Origin of the sequence: Luteimonas sp. 22616, assembly GCF_052044325.1 — a bacterium.
Lineage (GTDB): Bacteria > Pseudomonadota > Gammaproteobacteria > Xanthomonadales > Xanthomonadaceae > Luteimonas.
In genome coordinates, this window is the sequence record NZ_JBQEMW010000001.1 from 1150987 (window position 1) to 1166536 (window position 15550).

General features: G+C 65.1%; 11 protein-coding genes. 3 read left to right on the plus strand and 8 right to left on the minus strand.

Annotated elements, in window-relative coordinates:
- Positions 1-181 precede the first annotated feature (181 nt).
- From ACTJIL_RS05390 to ACTJIL_RS05410, 5 genes are read right to left on the minus strand one after another with little or no spacing between them, the layout of a single operon-like run.
- A complete protein-coding gene (locus tag ACTJIL_RS05390) occupies positions 182-3439 on the minus strand; it encodes an efflux RND transporter permease subunit (protein WP_440754534.1) in 3258 nt (1085 codons plus the stop codon).
- Positions 3432-4511 carry an efflux RND transporter periplasmic adaptor subunit gene (locus ACTJIL_RS05395; protein WP_440754535.1) on the minus strand — a complete coding sequence of 360 codons (1080 nt, stop codon included), beginning with the start codon at positions 4509-4511 and terminating at the stop codon, positions 3432-3434. Before ACTJIL_RS05395 ends, ACTJIL_RS05390 begins: the two co-directional genes overlap by 8 nt.
- 25 nt (positions 4512-4536) lie before the next feature.
- Complete coding sequence (locus ACTJIL_RS05400; RefSeq protein WP_440754536.1) at positions 4537-4752, minus strand: YgaP family membrane protein; 216 nt, start codon at positions 4750-4752, stop codon at positions 4537-4539.
- Positions 4749-5345 (minus strand): cytochrome b, encoded by a 597-nt coding sequence (locus ACTJIL_RS05405; protein WP_440754537.1) that lies wholly within the window; start codon positions 5343-5345, stop codon positions 4749-4751. The genes ACTJIL_RS05400 and ACTJIL_RS05405 overlap by 4 nt, the downstream gene beginning before the upstream one ends.
- A 38-nt stretch (positions 5346-5383) precedes the next feature.
- The gene (locus tag ACTJIL_RS05410; protein WP_440754538.1) at positions 5384-6682 is read right to left on the minus strand and encodes an NAD(P)/FAD-dependent oxidoreductase; all 1299 of its coding nucleotides are present in this window, start codon (positions 6680-6682) and stop codon (positions 5384-5386) included.
- 304 nt (positions 6683-6986) lie between these two features.
- Here ACTJIL_RS05410 and ACTJIL_RS05415 point away from each other — a divergent pair, with 304 nt between their 5' ends.
- Both ACTJIL_RS05415 and ACTJIL_RS05420 read left to right on the plus strand, forming a co-directional pair.
- Positions 6987-9518 carry a cation-translocating P-type ATPase gene (locus tag ACTJIL_RS05415; protein WP_440754539.1) on the plus strand — a complete coding sequence of 844 codons (2532 nt, stop codon included), beginning with the start codon at positions 6987-6989 and terminating at the stop codon, positions 9516-9518.
- A gap of 67 nt (positions 9519-9585) precedes the next feature.
- Positions 9586-9921 (plus strand): hypothetical protein, encoded by a 336-nt coding sequence (locus ACTJIL_RS05420; protein WP_440754540.1) that lies wholly within the window; start codon positions 9586-9588, stop codon positions 9919-9921.
- 28 nt (positions 9922-9949) lie between these two features.
- On the opposite strand, the gene ACTJIL_RS05425 is transcribed toward ACTJIL_RS05420, so the two are convergent.
- Complete coding sequence (locus ACTJIL_RS05425) at positions 9950-10921, minus strand: zinc-dependent alcohol dehydrogenase family protein (protein ID WP_440754541.1); 972 nt, start codon at positions 10919-10921, stop codon at positions 9950-9952.
- A 200-nt stretch (positions 10922-11121) separates the two neighbouring features.
- Between ACTJIL_RS05425 and ACTJIL_RS05430 the strand changes: the two genes are divergently transcribed.
- Positions 11122-11772, plus strand: coding sequence for a BON domain-containing protein (locus tag ACTJIL_RS05430; protein WP_440754542.1), 651 nt, complete (start codon positions 11122-11124; stop codon positions 11770-11772).
- A gap of 121 nt (positions 11773-11893) precedes the next feature.
- Here the strand turns inward: ACTJIL_RS05430 and ACTJIL_RS05435 are convergent, their stop codons facing one another.
- Complete coding sequence (locus tag ACTJIL_RS05435; protein ID WP_440754543.1) at positions 11894-13045, minus strand: acetate/propionate family kinase; 1152 nt, start codon at positions 13043-13045, stop codon at positions 11894-11896.
- Positions 13042-15402, minus strand: a complete 2361-nt coding sequence (locus tag ACTJIL_RS05440; protein WP_440754544.1) for a phosphoketolase family protein — start codon at positions 15400-15402, stop codon at positions 13042-13044. The genes ACTJIL_RS05435 and ACTJIL_RS05440 overlap by 4 nt, the downstream gene beginning before the upstream one ends.
- Between the last annotated feature and the right edge of the window lie 148 nt (positions 15403-15550).

The following is a 15550-nucleotide window of genomic DNA, read 5'->3' on the forward strand; positions in this document are numbered from 1 at the left end:
GCCGCGGCGCGGGTATCGAGTGTGCAGCGCGCCAGACGCGCTCCTGGATTCCCACAGGGAGTAAAAAACAGGCTGGCCGACAGGGCAGTTGACGATGGCAGCGGAAGGTGCGCCATCCTGTTGTTCCAGGGTGGCGCGGATCGGCTGGTCCAGCCTTATCGCGGTCTCCGGCAGTCGCGAGTCAGGGCGTGGCTGCGCGGCGTCCCTGCGCCGTCAGCAGCACGTAATACAACAGCGGGATCACCACCAGCGTCAGCACGGTGCTGACCAGGATGCCGAAGATCAGCGACACCGCCAATCCATTGAAGATCGGGTCATCGAGGATGAAGACTGCGCCCAGCATCGCCGCCACGCCGGTCAGCATGATGGGCTTTGCGCGCACCGCGCAGGCTTCCACGATCGCATCCTCCGCGCTGCGGCCTTCGGTAATGGCCTGGTTGATGAAATCCACGAGCAGGATCGAGTTGCGCACGATGATGCCGGCCAGCGCGATCATGCCGATCATCGAGGTCGCGGTGAACTGCGCGCCGAGCAGCGCATGGCCGGGCATCACCCCGATCACGGTCAGCGGAATCGGCGCCATGATCACCAGCGGCACCAGATAGCTGCGGAACTGCGCGACCACCAGCAGGTAGATCAGCACCATGCCCGCTGCATAGGCGATGCCCATGTCGCGGAAGGTCTCGTAGGTGATTTGCCATTCGCCGTCCCATTTGATGGCGAAGCCGCTGGTGTCCTGTGGCTGCGCGATGAAGGTCTGGCCGAGCTTCTGTCCACCGACGCTGGCGTCGCGCAGCTGTCCGACCAGATCGAACATGCCGTACAGCGGGCTGTCGATCTCACCGGCCTCGTCGCCGGTCACGTAGACCACCGGCAGCAGATCTTTGTGGTGGATGGCACCATCCCACGGCGCCTGCCGTACGGTCACCAGCTCCGACAGCGGCAGCAATTGTCCCGATCCGCCGCGCACGCGCAGTGCGAGCACGCCCTCGATGCCGGCTTGATCCAGTGCCGGCAGGCGCAGACGCACCGGCCGCGGATACTTTGAAGTCCCGTCGTGCACATAAGCTGCATCCAGGCCGGACACGGCGGCGGCCAGGGTATCGGCGATCGCCGACTGCGGCACGCCCAGGCGCGCGGCGCGAGCGCGATCCACGACCAGGATCTCGCGTGGCGCATCGCTTTCCACGCTGGTGTCGACGTCGACGATGCCTTCGGTCTTCTTGAAGCGCTTTTCCAGCTCGAGCGCCAACTTGCGGCTGCGCGCATAGTCCGGGCCATAGAGTTCGGCCACCAGCGGCGACAGTACTGGCGGTCCCGGCGGCACTTCCACGACTTTCACCGATGCGCCGTGGCGTGCGCCGACCTCGGCCAGCCTCGGGCGCAACGCGCGGGCGATCTCGTGGCTCTGGCGGTCGCGCTCGTGCTTGTCGACCAGGTTGACCTGCAGGTCGCCGACATTGCTGCCGCTGCGCAGGAAATACTGGCGCACCAGGCCGTTGAAGTTCATCGGCGCGGCAGTGCCGGCGTAACCCTGGTAGTCGAGCACTTCCGGCACCGTGTCGACCACGGCGGCGAGTTCGGTCAGCAGTGCATTGGTGTCTTCCAGCGTACGGCCCTCGGGCAGATCCACCACCACCTGCAACTCGGACTTATTGTCGAACGGCAGCATCTTCAGCACCACCAGTTGGAATACCGCCAGCGATGCAGCCAGCCCGACCAGCACGGCCATGCCACCGAACAGGAGCTTGCGGCGCCGGCTACCCGAGCTGCGATCGAGAAACGGACGCATGAACCTGCCGAAGAGGCGATGCAGGCGCGTCGCTCCCCCAGCCGCTGCTTCGGCGCCATGGTCGTCATGCGCGGCAGCCTTGGCGTGCCGCGACAGCAGCTTAAGAGACAGCCACGGTGTTACCACCAAAGCGATCGCCAGCGACAGCAGCATGCCCACCGACGCGTTGATTGGGATCGGCCGCATGTACGGCCCCATCAGGCCCGACACGAACGCCATCGGCATCAGCGCTGCGATCACGGTGAACGTGGCCAGGATAGTCGGCCCGCCGACCTCGTCCACCGCCGGTGGTATCGCTTCGCGCAGGGTCTTCCCACGGCCGTCCTTCCCGGGCATGGCCATGTGCCGATGGATGTTCTCGACCACAACGATGGCGTCGTCGACCAGAATTCCGATCGAGAAGATCAGCGCGAACAGCGAGACGCGGTTGAGCGTGAAGCCCATCGCCCAGGACGCAAACAGCGTGATCGCCAACGTCAGGACAACCGCGCTGCCGACCACGACCGCTTCGCGCCAGCCCAGTGCGAACAGCACCAGCAACACCACCGAGCCGGTGGCGAACACCAGCTTCTGGATCAGCTTCTGCGCCTTGTCCGTGGCCGTGCGGCCATAGTCTCGGGTGATGGTGACGTGCACGCCTTCCGGAATCAGTTCGCCTTCGAGCTGTTCGATCCGCTCGGAGATGGCCGCGGTGATGTCGGCGGCATTGCTGCCAGGCTTCTTGGCGATGGCGATCGTCACCGCCGGCGCCACGCCGGAAACGGGGCCATCGCGGCCGGCGGGCGCACCATGCCAGGCGTAACGCGCGGCGACATCGGCACCTGCACGTACGTCCGCAACATCGGCCAGATGCAGGGGTCGGCCGCCGTCGAGCCCGATCACCAGATCGGCGACGGCATCGGCATCTGCGAGGAATTCGCCGGCGGTCACGGGCACCGTGCCTTGCGGGCCGACGCGCTCGCCCACCTGGCGCACCGCGTTGGCGGCCTGCAGCGCTTGCGTCAGATCGGACACGGCCAGACCGTAAACGGCGAGCCTGGCCGGATCCAGCGTCACCGCCACTACGCGATCCGGTGCGCCGATGGTGTAAACGTCACGCGTGCCGGTAACGCGCTTGATCTCGGTTTCGAGCGTATGCGCGACTTCGGCCAGTTCGGTGGCGCCGCGCTGCGGGTCGTCGGTCCACAGCGTGAGGCTCATCACCGGGACGTCGTCGATGCCCTTGGGCTTGATCAACGGTTGTCCGACACCGACGCCGGCCGGCATCCAGTCCTGGTTGGAGAAGACCTGGTTGTACAGGCGCACAATCGCCGGTTGGCGTTCGACGCCGACGGTGTATTCGACCGTCAACACCGCCATTCCCGGGCGGCTGATCGAGTAGACGTGCTTGATGCCCTCGATTTCCGACAGCTTCTGCTCCAGCGGCGTGCTGACCAGCTGTTCGACATCGCGTGCGTCCGCACCGACGAACGGCACGAACACATTCGCCATGGTCACGTCGATCTGGGGTTCTTCCTCGCGAGGCGTAACGAGTACCGCGACCAGGCCCAGCAGCAGGCCCAGGATCGCCAGGATCGGGGTCAGCGGATTGGACTGGAACGCGGCGGCGATGCGACCGGGCAGCCCCAGCTGGGCGCCATCAGCCATGCCCGGCCCCGGCGGCCGTCCTGCGCTGCGCCGCGAGCGCCTGCCCGGCTTCGACAGGATCGAGCGCGATCTTCTCGCCGGCTTTAAGTCCTGCGATCACTTCGATCTCGTCGCCGACGCGCTGGCCGAGGCGGACCTGGCGCAAAGCGAGATGATGGCTGTTGGCCAGCACGTAGACGCCGCTGACTTCGCCGCGTTGCACCAACGCACCGGCCGGAATGCGCACCATGCCCACGCTGCTGGCGATCGGGAACACGACTTTGGCGGTAATGCCCGGCTGCGGCGCGTCGGCGACGCCCGGCAGCAAGACACGCACGCCCACGCTGTGGGTGGACGGATCAGCCGCCGGGAACACGATCACCTGCGCGGCGTCCAGGCTGCGGCCATCGGCCAGAAAGATCCGTGCACGCTTGGCGGTCCGGATCGCGGCAGCATCGGATTGCGGCACCAGCACCTCGATGCGCAACACATCGGGCGCATACAGGGACAGCAGCGCCTGGGCCGGCATGACACTTTCACCGGGTTCGACGTCGCGTGCACTGACGATGCCGGCGAAGGGCGCGCGCACCACCGTGTATTCAGTCTGCTGTCCCGCCTGCGCCAACTGCGCACGCGCGGCATCGCGCGTGGCGACGGCGCTGTCGCGCGCCGCGCGCGCCTGGTCGATCTGCGCGCGCGAGATGTACTGGCCAGAGGCCAGCGCGGCGAAGCGCCGATAGCTGGCTTCCGCTTCCACCGCTGCAGCTTCCGCCGCCCGCAGTTGCGCGCGTGCAGTATTGGCACCGGCCTGCTGCTCGACCGCAGTCAGGCGAAGCAAGACATCGCCGGCTGCGACGCGATCGTTCACATCGACATTGACCGAGGCGACGCGGCCGGATGTCTGCGCCGTGAGCGTCGCCTGCTGCACGGCTTCGACCACGCCGTCCCACGCGCGGCCGCGCGTGCTTTCCGCGGTGTGCACCGTGACCGTTGCGAGCGCGGGCAAGGGCGGCAGATCCGAAACCGGTGGCTCGCTCCCGCAGGCCATCAGTGCCAGCAGCAGGACGACCACGAAGATCCTTTGCGTTCGCATGGGCGTATATCCGTTGCTCGGCCGATTACCTGAAGCCGCAGCCAGGCGCTCTGCCTTTGCCGACGCCGAGCTTGCGCAGGATCATCGCCGCCGGACAGAAGCCGGTGATGCTGGATTGCAGCAGGTTCAGGCCGACGAAGGCGGTCAGCAGCCACCACCACGGCGAAACGAACTGGGTCAAGGCAATGCTGATGAGGATCATCACGCCCGCGACGGCCATGACGGCACGGTCCAGGTTCATTGGAGTTCTCCTCTGGAATGGATGGGTTCACGATCATCCCGCCCGCGGCGACGTCGCGGCAGCATCAGAAGCACCGTGTTGTCGCGCAAGACGTAGTGGTGGAACAGTGCCGCGACCGCATGCAGGCCGACGAGGTAGTAGCCGATGGTGCCGATGGTCTCGTGCACGGCTTGGATCGAGTCGGCAAACGCCGCGTCGGTTCCGACCAGGGCGGGAAGCTCAAGTCCGAAGAACGGTACCGGCTTGCCCTCGGCGCTGAGCAGCAGCCAGCCCAGCAGTGGCATCACGATCATGAAGATGTACAGCGCCAGATGCACCACGACTGCCAGCCGATGCTGCCATCGACCAGCCGCGGGCCGAACCTTCGGCGACGCTCCCGCCATCCGCAGCGCCAGCCGCAGCCACACCAGCGCGAAGACCGCCAGGCCGAGCATGAAGTGCCACTGCTTGAGTGCCTCCCGCGGATCGCTCCCCTTGGGGTATAGCTCGCGCAATTCGATGCACGCATAGATGGCCACCAGCAACAGGAGCATCAGCCAGTGCATGGCGATCGACAGCGAGCTGTAACGGTCCGTGGTGTTCTTCCAGTGCATGGCTGTTCGCTCCCTATCAGGTTCGCCGCGAGTACCACTCACGTGCCTGACTCGTCGTCGTAACCGGCTTTCAGGCGCTCGATGCCGAGCGCCTTCATCATGTACTTCTCGTAGACCGGCTCTGAAGTGCCGTGGCGCATCTTGTAAAGGAAATACTTTTCGAAACCGACCTTGGCTACGTGCACCCATTTGCCGATTTTTGTCCAGGTCACGTTGCGCGGCGGGATCTGCGGCAACGCGACGAATGCCGCGCCGGTGTCGCCCATGTCCGCCAGGCACACCGCGTTCCACGTGCCTTCGAATTCGGCGGGCTTGCCCTGCAACTCGGCCTCGATGTTGCAGACGATGGTGGTGACCATCGACTCGATCATGAAACCGGTCTTGGGTGCGCCGGTGGGAATCGGAGTGACCTCCACCGGCGGAATCGCCACGCAGACGCCGGCCGCGAAAATCCGGGGGTACTTCGGACTGCGCTGGTGCTTGTCGATAGTGATGAAGCCTCGCGGGTTGCACAGGCCTTCGACCTCCGCCACGGCATCGACACCCTTGAATGCAGGCAGCAGCATGGAGAACTTGAATGGCAACGTCTGCTCGCCCAGCGGCTGTCCCCGCGCGTCGTGTTCGACTACGACGGCTTCGCCCGCCCGTACTTCCTTGACCTTGGCATTGGTGATCCATCGGATGTGCCGCTGCCGCATCTCCGACTCCATCAGGCCCTTGGAGTCGCCGACGCCGCCCAGGCCCATGTGACCGATGTACGGCTCGCTGGTCACGTAGGTCATCGGCACCTTGTCGCGTAGTTTGCGTCTGCGTAGGTCGGCATCGACGATCATGGCGAACTCGTAAGCCGGACCGAAGCAGCTCGCGCCCTGGACCGCGCCGATGACGATCGGCCCGGGGTCCTTCAGAAACGCCTGATAGGCGGCCCACGCATGTTGCGCGTGGGGCGTGGTGCAGACCGATTGCGTATGTCCCGCCGCCGGGCCCGTGCCCGGCACTTCTTCGAAGGCGAGCCGCGGACCGGTGCAGATCAGCAGGTAGTCGTAATCGAAGCGCTGGCCGTTGGCCGTCTCGACCCTGTGGTTGCCGGCGTCGATGCGAGTGGCGCGATGCGGCGCGAAGGCGATGTCCTTCTTTGCCAGGTACGGACCCGCCGGGAAGCTGAGATCATCGGCTTGGCGCCAACCCACGGCCAGCCAAGGATTCGACGGCGTGAAGCTGAAGCGTTCGCCATCGCCGATGACGGTAATCGCGTGCTCGCTGCCCAATCGCCCGCGCAGCTCGTAGGCCGCGCTCATGCCGGCAAGGCCGGCCCCCAATATGACGATCTTGGCCATGGCAGTCTCCCTCGATGCTGCATCTTGGCCAGTGGCCGGCGGCAAGCATTGATCTCGATCAAGCCTTCACCATCGAGCCGCTGGCCCCTGCAAACTGCCTATCGGCATTGACAACCATTCCCGTTCTCATGTTGGCATCTCCCGGGGAAATGTACGGGGGAACCTTTCCCAAGTAGCGCCATTCCGGCCACGTGTTTGACCTGCATCAACCCGGGTACGAGTTCAACCGCGCACAGTGCACTATCGCCACTCAAGGTCCAAGGTCAGGACAGTGCAGACGCATGATCGCCCTGCTCCTGCAATCGTGGGCACCGCGACCACGACGAGTGCAGGCCTGACGAGCGCGCAAGCGGCGGAAAGGCTGCTTCGCGACGGTCCCAATGCAGTGCCGCACCCCGACCGACGCCGCTGGACTGCGATGCTTGGCAGCGTGGTGCGCGAACCAATGCTCCTGCTGCTGATCGCGGCGACCGTCCTGTACCTGCTCATCGGCGAGGCCCGCGATGCGGCAACACTCGCCATTTCGGTCGTCCTGGTCGTGGCGTTGACGCTCTACCAGGAACTGCGTTCGGAACGCGCACTGCAGGCACTGCGCGACCTCGCCAGTCCGACCGCGCATGTGCGCCGCGACGGGACGCTGCAACAAGTGTCGGCGACCGAACTCGTCGTCGGGGACTTGGTGCGCGTCGCGGAGGGAGACCGGATCCCCGCCGACGCGCGCATGCTCGCAGGAAGCGACCTGCACGTCGACGAATCGCTGCTGACCGGCGAATCCACGCCGGTCGCGCACGACGCGCACGCCACGGAGGCCGGCGGCGCGAACCTGGCTGGCGGCACTCTGGTGGTTCGCGGCGAAGCGACGGCCGAAGTGATCGCGACGGGCGCGCGTACGCAGATGGGGCGCATTGGCGCGAGCCTCAATACGATCCGCTCCGAACCAACGCTGCTGCAGGAAGAGATGCGCCGCCTGGTCGTGTTGTTCGCGGCCGTCGGCATTGCCTCGTGCGTCGTGCTCCTGGTGCTGTACCTGGCCTTGCGCGGGGGATGGGAGCAGGCACTGCTCGCCAGCATCACTTTGGCGATGTCCAACATCCCGGAGGAATTTCCCGTCGTACTGACGGTGTTCCTGGCGCTGGGCGCCTGGCGAATGGCCCGCAAGCGCGTCCTGGTACGGCGACCGCCTGCGATCGAAGCGCTGGGCACGGTGACGGTACTGTGCACCGACAAAACCGGCACGCTGACCGAGAACCGAATGGCGGTGGCACGCTGGGCGGCGGACGAGGCGTTGGCGGTGTCCGCATTGGGATCCGCTCCCGGCCCCGAGGCGCAGGCTCTGCTGCAATGCGCGTCGCTCGCCAGCGATGCTGATGGGCTGGATCCGATGGACAGGGCGATCCAGGCCGCCGCGCACCCGTCCGGCGGGAATCGCACGGCGACGGCCTGCGTCCGCCATTACCCTGTGTCGCCGCAGCTGCCGGTCTACGCGAATGCATGGCGACAGGCCGGCCGGTCCGGGCTTCTGGTGGCCTGCAAGGGCGCACCGGAAACGGTCGCGGCATTGTGTGCGCTGCCACAAGCGCAGCATGCGCGTGTAATGAGACAGGCCGAAGCAATGGCAGCGGACGGCTTGCGCGTGATCGCAGTGGCACGGTCGGAGTACGGTGACGAATCTGCTTCGCCGCCCGCGTCAATCACGGACCTCCCCTTCCAGTGGCTGGGCCTGCTCGGCTTGGCTGACCCCTTGCGCACTGCCGTTCCCGCGGCGGTTGACGAGGCTCGCGCCGCAGGCGTGCGCGTGATCATGATGACCGGCGACCACGCCGAGACCGCACGCGCAATCGCTGCCGCGGCGCGCATCGATACCTCTGGCGGAGTCGCACTCGGCCGCGACCTGGACGACCTGGATCCTGCCGGACTCTCCGAACTACTCGAGCGAACGCAGCTGTTCGCACGGGTGCGCCCGGAACACAAGCTGCGACTGGTCGAGGCGCTCAAGGGCCAGGGGGCGATCGTCGCGATGACCGGCGACGGCGTCAACGATGCCCCTGCCCTCGCCGCCGCGCACGTCGGCATCGCAATGGGCGGACGCGGGACCGACGTGGCGCGCGAGGCTGCGGCCATCGTGTTGCTGGATGACGACTTCACGTCCGTCGTCCGTGCCATCCGGCTGGGCCGCGGCATCTACGACAATATCCGTCGCGCGGCGCGCTACATCATCGCCGCGCACGTCCCCATCACGGGCCTCGCCCTGATGCCGCTGTTGCTGGGCACACCGCTGATCCTGCAGCCGCTGCACGTGGTGTTCCTGGAAATGATCATCGACCCGGTGAGCTCGATCGTGCTCGAACGCGAGCCCGCGGCCGGCGACATCATGCACCGGCCGCCACGGTCGCCGCATGCGCGGCTCATCGGGCTGCGCACGCTCCTGGCCAGCATGGGTCGGGGCCTGATCGTTCTTGCAGCTGTCGCAGCCGCCTACACCGGCGCGGCATATGCGGGTCTTCCGTCACCGCAGCGAGGTGCCCTCGCCTTCATCGCACTGGTGGCGGGCAACCTCGGGCTGGTCGTGCTGCATCGCAGCGGGCCGGCCTTTCGCAAGCTGCAAAGGCACGACATCGCCTTCGGCTTCATCGCAATGCCAACGCTAGCGCTCCTTGCGGCGATCGCATTGCGACCTGCCGTGGCGGCCTGGTTCGGCTTCGCGCCGCCGCCGCTCCCGGCGGCAGCACTGGCCCTGCTGCTCCCCTGGGGCGCACTGTGGGGAACGAGCTGGTTGGGCGCTCGCTTGCGACGCACGTCCGGGCGCGCTTCGGGACAGGAAGGCCGATCAACTTGACCTCGGTCAATGTCCGGCGCTGAAGTCGCGCGCCTGATATGCCGCAATGACATCGAAGAGATCGTCCATGGTCATTCAGAAGATTGTGATGCGAGGCACCTGCCGCGACGCCAGTGCCATGGCCACCCTCCTGGCCGGGGTTGAGGGAGTCCGGAAATTGAAACAGACCATCGAGTCGGTTCCCGATGGGTACGAGCCTGAAGATCTCCTGCCCGACGACGCGGTCGTCGTGCATTCGCTCGTTGTCGATCTGCCGGACCATTTCACCGCGCGTCGCGTGTGCGAATTCGCTTCGATCGTCGCGGATCTTCTGGACGTCACCATCGAGTTCCGGGAACCGGCGAACGCCGGCTCCATCGCTGCCCGGAGCCCGATCGGCAAAGCTGTCCAGGCCCGTTGGTGACGCAGGATGCCGGTCGATTCCGGCAGACTCAGGGCACGAGTACCGCCGCGCCCTGGAAACGCCCTGCCCGCAAGTCGTCGAGCGCCTGGTTGGCCGCTTCCAGCGGATAAACATGCGTTCTCGTGCGTATGCCGGCCTTGGCCGCGAACGCGAAAAACTCCCTTGCATCCTGCCGAGTCAGGTTGGCTACCGAGAGCAGCTTGCGCTCGTTCCAGAGCAGGCGATAGGGAAACGCCGGGATATCGCTCATGTGGATGCCGCCGCAAACGACGCGGCCGCCCTTTCGCACCGCAGCCAACGCAAGCGGCACCAGTTCGCCGATCGGGGCAAAGATGATCGCAGCGTCGAGTTCGACCGGACACGAGCGATCGGAATCATCGACCCAGTTCGCGCCAAGAGAACGGGCGTGGTCCTGCGCGGCCGAATCCCCCGGGCGCGTGAATGCGTACACTTCCCGCCCCTGCCAGCAGCAGACCTGCGTGAGGATGTGCGCGGCAGCGCCGAACCCGTACAGGCCGATCCGCCGCCCGTCTCCGGCCATGCGCAACGCGCGCCAGCCAATCAGGCCGGCGCACAGCAACGGCGCAGTTGCCACCGGGTCGTCGAAGCCGTCCAGCCGCAGCGTGAAAGCCGCATCGGCCAGAACGTGCGTGGCGAAGCCGCCATCGCGCGTGTATCCGGTGAAGCCAGGCCGGTCGCACAGGTTTTCATCGCCGGCAATGCAGAACGCGCAAGTTCCACAGGCATGGCCCAACCACGGAATACCCACTCGCTGCCCCACTGCTGGCGTGATCACGCCTTCGCCCACCACATCCACGATGCCCACGATCTCGTGTCCCGGTATCACGGGGCAGCCAGCGGCGAGATCGCCGTCCACCACATGCAGGTCCGTCCGGCATACGGCGCATGCCTCGACACGCACCCGGACTTCGCCGGGGCCTGGGAGTGGTTCGGGCCGATGCTCGAGTACGAGTGGTTGACCGATCGCCAGCAACGTCATCGCTCTCATGCTGCCTCCAGGGTGCTCGACCGGCGCACGACGCGGGTCATGGATGGCGCGACGGTCGCGACGTGAAAGCCACGCCAGCCCGGTCTCGAATCTGCCCCCCGCAACTGGACGTTTCATTGATTCAAATCAAGGCGTTCTCCGCCAGCCATAACGATCATGCCAAAGCAACATCTCCCCCGAGGAATATCGACATGAACGACAAAGAATTGCGACAGAACGTGATTGACGAACTCGAGTTCGAGCCGAGCATCGATTCAGCCGACATCGGCGTGGCCGCCGAGAGCGGTGTGGTGACCCTGTCCGGGCACGTACCGAGCTACGCCCAGAAGCTGGCAGTGGAACGGGCTGTCTGGCGAGTCAAGGGCGTCAAGGCAGTCGCCCAGGAAATCGAGGTTCGCCTGCCTTCCGACAAGCAGGTCGCAGATGATCAGATCGCCCAGCGTGCCCTCAATATCCTGGCCTGGAGCACCATGGTCCCCCACGATGCCGTGCAAGTGAAAGTGACGGATGGCTGGGTCACCCTGAAGGGCAAGGTGAACTGGTACTACCAGCGCAGCGCCGCGGAATCCGAGGTGCGCAAGCTGTCCGGCGTCAAGGGTGTGATCAACGACATCGCGCTTGCGCCGGCCGTGCAGCCTGGCGACGTGAGGCAGCGGATTCTCGATGCGCTCAAGCGCCACGCCGAAGTCGAATCGAGCCGCATCCGCATCGAGATTCGCGATGGCGGCACCGTTTGCCTCGAAGGCGAAGTCGACGACTGGGATGAGCGCCAGGCCGTAAGCCGCGCGGCATGGTCGGCGGCAGGGGTGCATGCGGTCGACAATCGGATCCGCATCTCCTGAATTGCCGAAGCGGCTCATGCTCGGGCGGGCCTCTGCCCGCCCGAGTGCTGCGTTTCGAAACTACTCGCTTGGCCAAGCTCTCGTGCTCGCAGAGCTACGGCTGTGTCGGGACCGCTTGCTATCAATAATGATTTGCCGTGTTCTTGGCTTGGTTCATGGTCAGCTCGTGGGTGTGCCAGGCAATCGTCTGGGCTTCATCCGATGGAAGCGTAATGATGCTGTTGATGCCTATGCCCGCCATGCCTTCGCAGATCGACGCTCGCGCTTGCGCATCGTTCTCGCCGATGCCGCCGGTGAACACCAGCAGATCCGCTCCGCCCAATACCGAAGCCATTGCTGCAATTTGCTTGCGCACCGATTGGCAGAACATGGCGATTGCCAGTCGCGCCTCCGGATTGTGCGGCACCGCTAGGCGCAATTCGCGCATGTCACCACTAACGCCGGACACCCCCAGCATTCCAGATTCCCGATGGATCATCGTGTCGACGCCTGCGGCGTCGTAACCGAACTCGCGAAGCAGATACACCAGGACTCCAGGATCGATATCGCCGCATCGTGTGCTCATCATCATCCCACCAGCTGGCGTAAGACCCATGCTGGTATCCACCGAACGTCCCTGGGCGACCGCAGTCACGCTGGCCCCATGGCCCAAGTGCGCAATGATCAGGCGAGGCGGCACTGCGTCGCCCAGCTGGTGGACGATGGATTCGCACGAAAGGCCATGAAAGCCGTAGCGCTCGATACCCTTCTCGCGAAACTGTCGCGGGATGGGAAGGACACGCGCCAGCAAGGGCATGTCGGCGTGAAAGGTCGTGTCCAGGCATGCGACGTGTGGAAGGTTGGTGAAGTGCTCGCGCGCCATGCGTAGCAGCATCAACGCCGGCGGCAGGTGCAGAGGCGCAAAAGCCGTGGCGGCCTCCAGCTGCAGCATCACGCCTGTGTCGATCAGCGCATGACGCCGGCAATCGGGCCCACCATGGACGATGCGGTGTCCGACCGCTTCCGGTGCCGGCAGGTCGTGGCGCTCGAGCAGCGCGACGATACGGTCCATCAGGGGCTCCCTTGTTTCGGCATCCGTCTCGATACGTAATGGCTCGCTGCTGGCATCAGCCGGATGGAAATTTCGATATCCACCGTCCGCGGCAGCCTCTGCCGTTCCAGACAGCAATGTCTTCACTGATTGCCGGTCGACCGAGTAGAAGCCGAACTTCAACGAAGACGAACCGGCATTGAGCGCGAGTATCGGCCGAGGGGACGGTTGGATCAGCTTCATGGCGTCCAACGCCAGTCGCGTATCTCGGGCAGATCCTCGCCGTGCTCGTGGATGTAGGCCTTGTGCCGGGCAATCGACTGGTCGTAACGCAATGTCGCCTCGTCGATCATATGGCTCAGTCGTGGTACCCGATAGATCGCGTCGAGGGCCAGGCGATACCGGTCGATGTCATTGAGCACCGCCATATCGAAGGGCGTGGTGGTGGTGCCTTCCTCCCTGTAACCCCGTACGTGGAAGTTGTCGTGGTTGTGCCGTCGATAGACCAGTCGATGGATCAGGGACGGGTAGCCATGGAAAACGAACACCACCGGCCGGTCGCGAGTGAATATCGAATCGAACGCTTCGTCGCTCAGTCCATGCGGATGCTCGGATGGCGGCTGCAGTGCCATCAGGTCCACGACGTTGGCGACACGGATCCGGATGTCCGGCACGTACTCGCGCAGCAGCGTCGCCGCCGCCAGGGCTTCCATCGAGGGCACGTCGCCGGCGCAGGCGAGCACCACATCGGGATCGCCGTCGTCATTGCTGGCCCATTCCCAAACGCCGGCGCCCACGCCGCAATGCGCTATCGCTGCGTCGATGTCCAGCCACTGCGGCTGCGGCTGCTTGCCGGCGACGATCAGGTTCACGTAGTCGCGGCTACGCAGGCAGTGGTCGGCAATCGACAACAGGCAGTTCGCGTCGGGCGCCAGATAGATGCGCACGACGTTGGAAGTCTTGTTGGCTACCACATCCAGAAAGCCGGGATCCTGATGGGTGAATCCGTTATGGTCTTGTCGCCACACGTGCGACGTCAGCAAATAGTTCAGTGATGCCACGGGCTTGCGCCATGGTAATTGCCGGCAGACCTTGAGCCATTTGGCATGCTGGTTGAACATCGAGTCAACGATGTGGACAAATGCTTCGTAGCATGAGAACAGGCCGTGGCGCCCCGTCAACAGGTAGCCTTCCAGCCAGCCTTGGCATAGATGCTCGCTGAGCACCTCCATTACCCGCCCGTCGGCCGCCAGGTCGGTCTCGCCTTCCTCGATATCCGCCATCCACGCCTTGCCCGTCACCTCCACGACCGCGCCCAGCCGGTTCGATGCGGTTTCGTCGGGTCCAAACAGGCGGAAGTTCCGGCTCGCCAGGTTCTGCCGCATGACTTCGGCAAGGTAGTCGCCCAGGACGCGGGTCGTTTCAGCACTCCCCGCGCCAGGGGTGGAAACAGGAACCGCGAAGTCGCGGAAGTCGGGAAGCACCAGGGGCTCCAGCAACAAGCCTCCGTTGGCGTGCGGGTTCGCGCTCATGCGCTGCTTGCCGCGAGGCGCGATGCTGGCGATCTCTTCCCGTAGACGTCCGTCGGTATCGAACAGTTCTTGCGGCCGATAACTTCGCAGCCACTGATCGAGCAGTTCGACGTGACCGGGCGTCTCGAACTCCGCGATCGGCACCTGATGGGAACGCCAGTTGCCCTCCACCTTCTTGCCGTCCACGGTCTTGGGGCCGGTCCAGCCCTTTGGCGTCTTGAACACGATCATCGGCCATCGCGGCCGCCTCGGCGGACGCGGCGCATCGGGCGCGCGCGCGTGCACCTGGATGCCGCGGATGGCGCTCAGCACTGTCTCCAGCGTAGTAGCAAAGTGTTCATGCATCGCATCCGGATCGTCCCCGACTACGAAATGCGGCTCGTAGCCGTAACCGCGCATCAACTCGGCAAGTTGCTCGTTGCCTATGCGCGCAAGCAAGGTCGGATTGGCGATCTTGTAGCCGTTCAAGTGCAGGATCGGAAGCACCGCGCCATCGCTGGCGGGATTGAGGAAATTGCACGAATGCCAGCTCGCCGCCAGCGGGCCGGTTTCCGCCTCGCCGTCGCCCACCACGCAGGCGACGATCAGTTTCGGGTTGTCGAACGCGGCGCCGTACGCATGCAGGAGCGCGTAGCCCAGCTCACCACCTTCGTGGATCGAACCAGGCGTTTCGGGCGCCACGTGGCTTGGAATGCCTCCCGGCCAGGAAAATTGCCGGAACAGTTTTCGTATGCCGTCGCGGTCGGAGCCGATATCGGGATAAATCTCACCGTAGGTGCCTTCCAGATAGGTCGATGCCACCAGCGCCGGTCCGCCGTGCCCTGGCCCGATGATGTTGATCATGTCCAGGTCGTGATCGACGATGAGCCGATTGAGGTGCACGTAGATGAAGTTCAATCCCGACGTGGTACCCCAGTGGCCGAGTAGTCGAGGCTTGATATGTTCACGTGCCAGGGGCTCTTCCAGCAGCGGATTGTCACGCAGGTAGATTTGCCCCACCGACAGATAGTTCGCAGCGCGCCACCACGCGTGCATCAGTTCCCTGCGCTCCGGCGACAACGTATTCATGACGAATCCACCATGTTGGGCAGCGAGCGCAGGTCGGTCGGCATCTGACTGATGACATCCCGACCTGCCCTGGCGATGCTCGGGTGCGCTGCGTAGAGAAGATCCTTGCAAATTGCGCACCAAGAGCCCGTGAACCCCGAGACGAGCC

Bases quoted from the DNA above. Each gene is read 5' to 3' on its own strand.
- ACTJIL_RS05390 (WP_440754534.1), bottom strand. From the start codon at position 3,439: ATGGCTGATGGCGCCCAGCTGGGGCTGCCCGGTCGCATCGCCGCCGCG.
- ACTJIL_RS05440 (WP_440754544.1), bottom strand. From the start codon at position 15,402: ATGAATACGTTGTCGCCGGAGCGCAGGGAACTGATGCACGCGTGGTGG.
- ACTJIL_RS05395 (WP_440754535.1), bottom strand. From the start codon at position 4,511: ATGCGAACGCAAAGGATCTTCGTGGTCGTCCTGCTGCTGGCACTGATG.
- ACTJIL_RS05420 (WP_440754540.1), top strand. From the start codon at position 9,586: ATGGTCATTCAGAAGATTGTGATGCGAGGCACCTGCCGCGACGCCAGT.
- ACTJIL_RS05410 (WP_440754538.1), bottom strand. From the start codon at position 6,682: ATGGCCAAGATCGTCATATTGGGGGCCGGCCTTGCCGGCATGAGCGCG.
- ACTJIL_RS05405 (WP_440754537.1), bottom strand. From the start codon at position 5,345: ATGCACTGGAAGAACACCACGGACCGTTACAGCTCGCTGTCGATCGCC.
- ACTJIL_RS05435 (WP_440754543.1), bottom strand. From the start codon at position 13,045: ATGAAGCTGATCCAACCGTCCCCTCGGCCGATACTCGCGCTCAATGCC.
- ACTJIL_RS05425 (WP_440754541.1), bottom strand. From the start codon at position 10,921: ATGACGTTGCTGGCGATCGGTCAACCACTCGTACTCGAGCATCGGCCC.
- ACTJIL_RS05430 (WP_440754542.1), top strand. From the start codon at position 11,122: ATGAACGACAAAGAATTGCGACAGAACGTGATTGACGAACTCGAGTTC.
- ACTJIL_RS05400 (WP_440754536.1), bottom strand. From the start codon at position 4,752: ATGAACCTGGACCGTGCCGTCATGGCCGTCGCGGGCGTGATGATCCTC.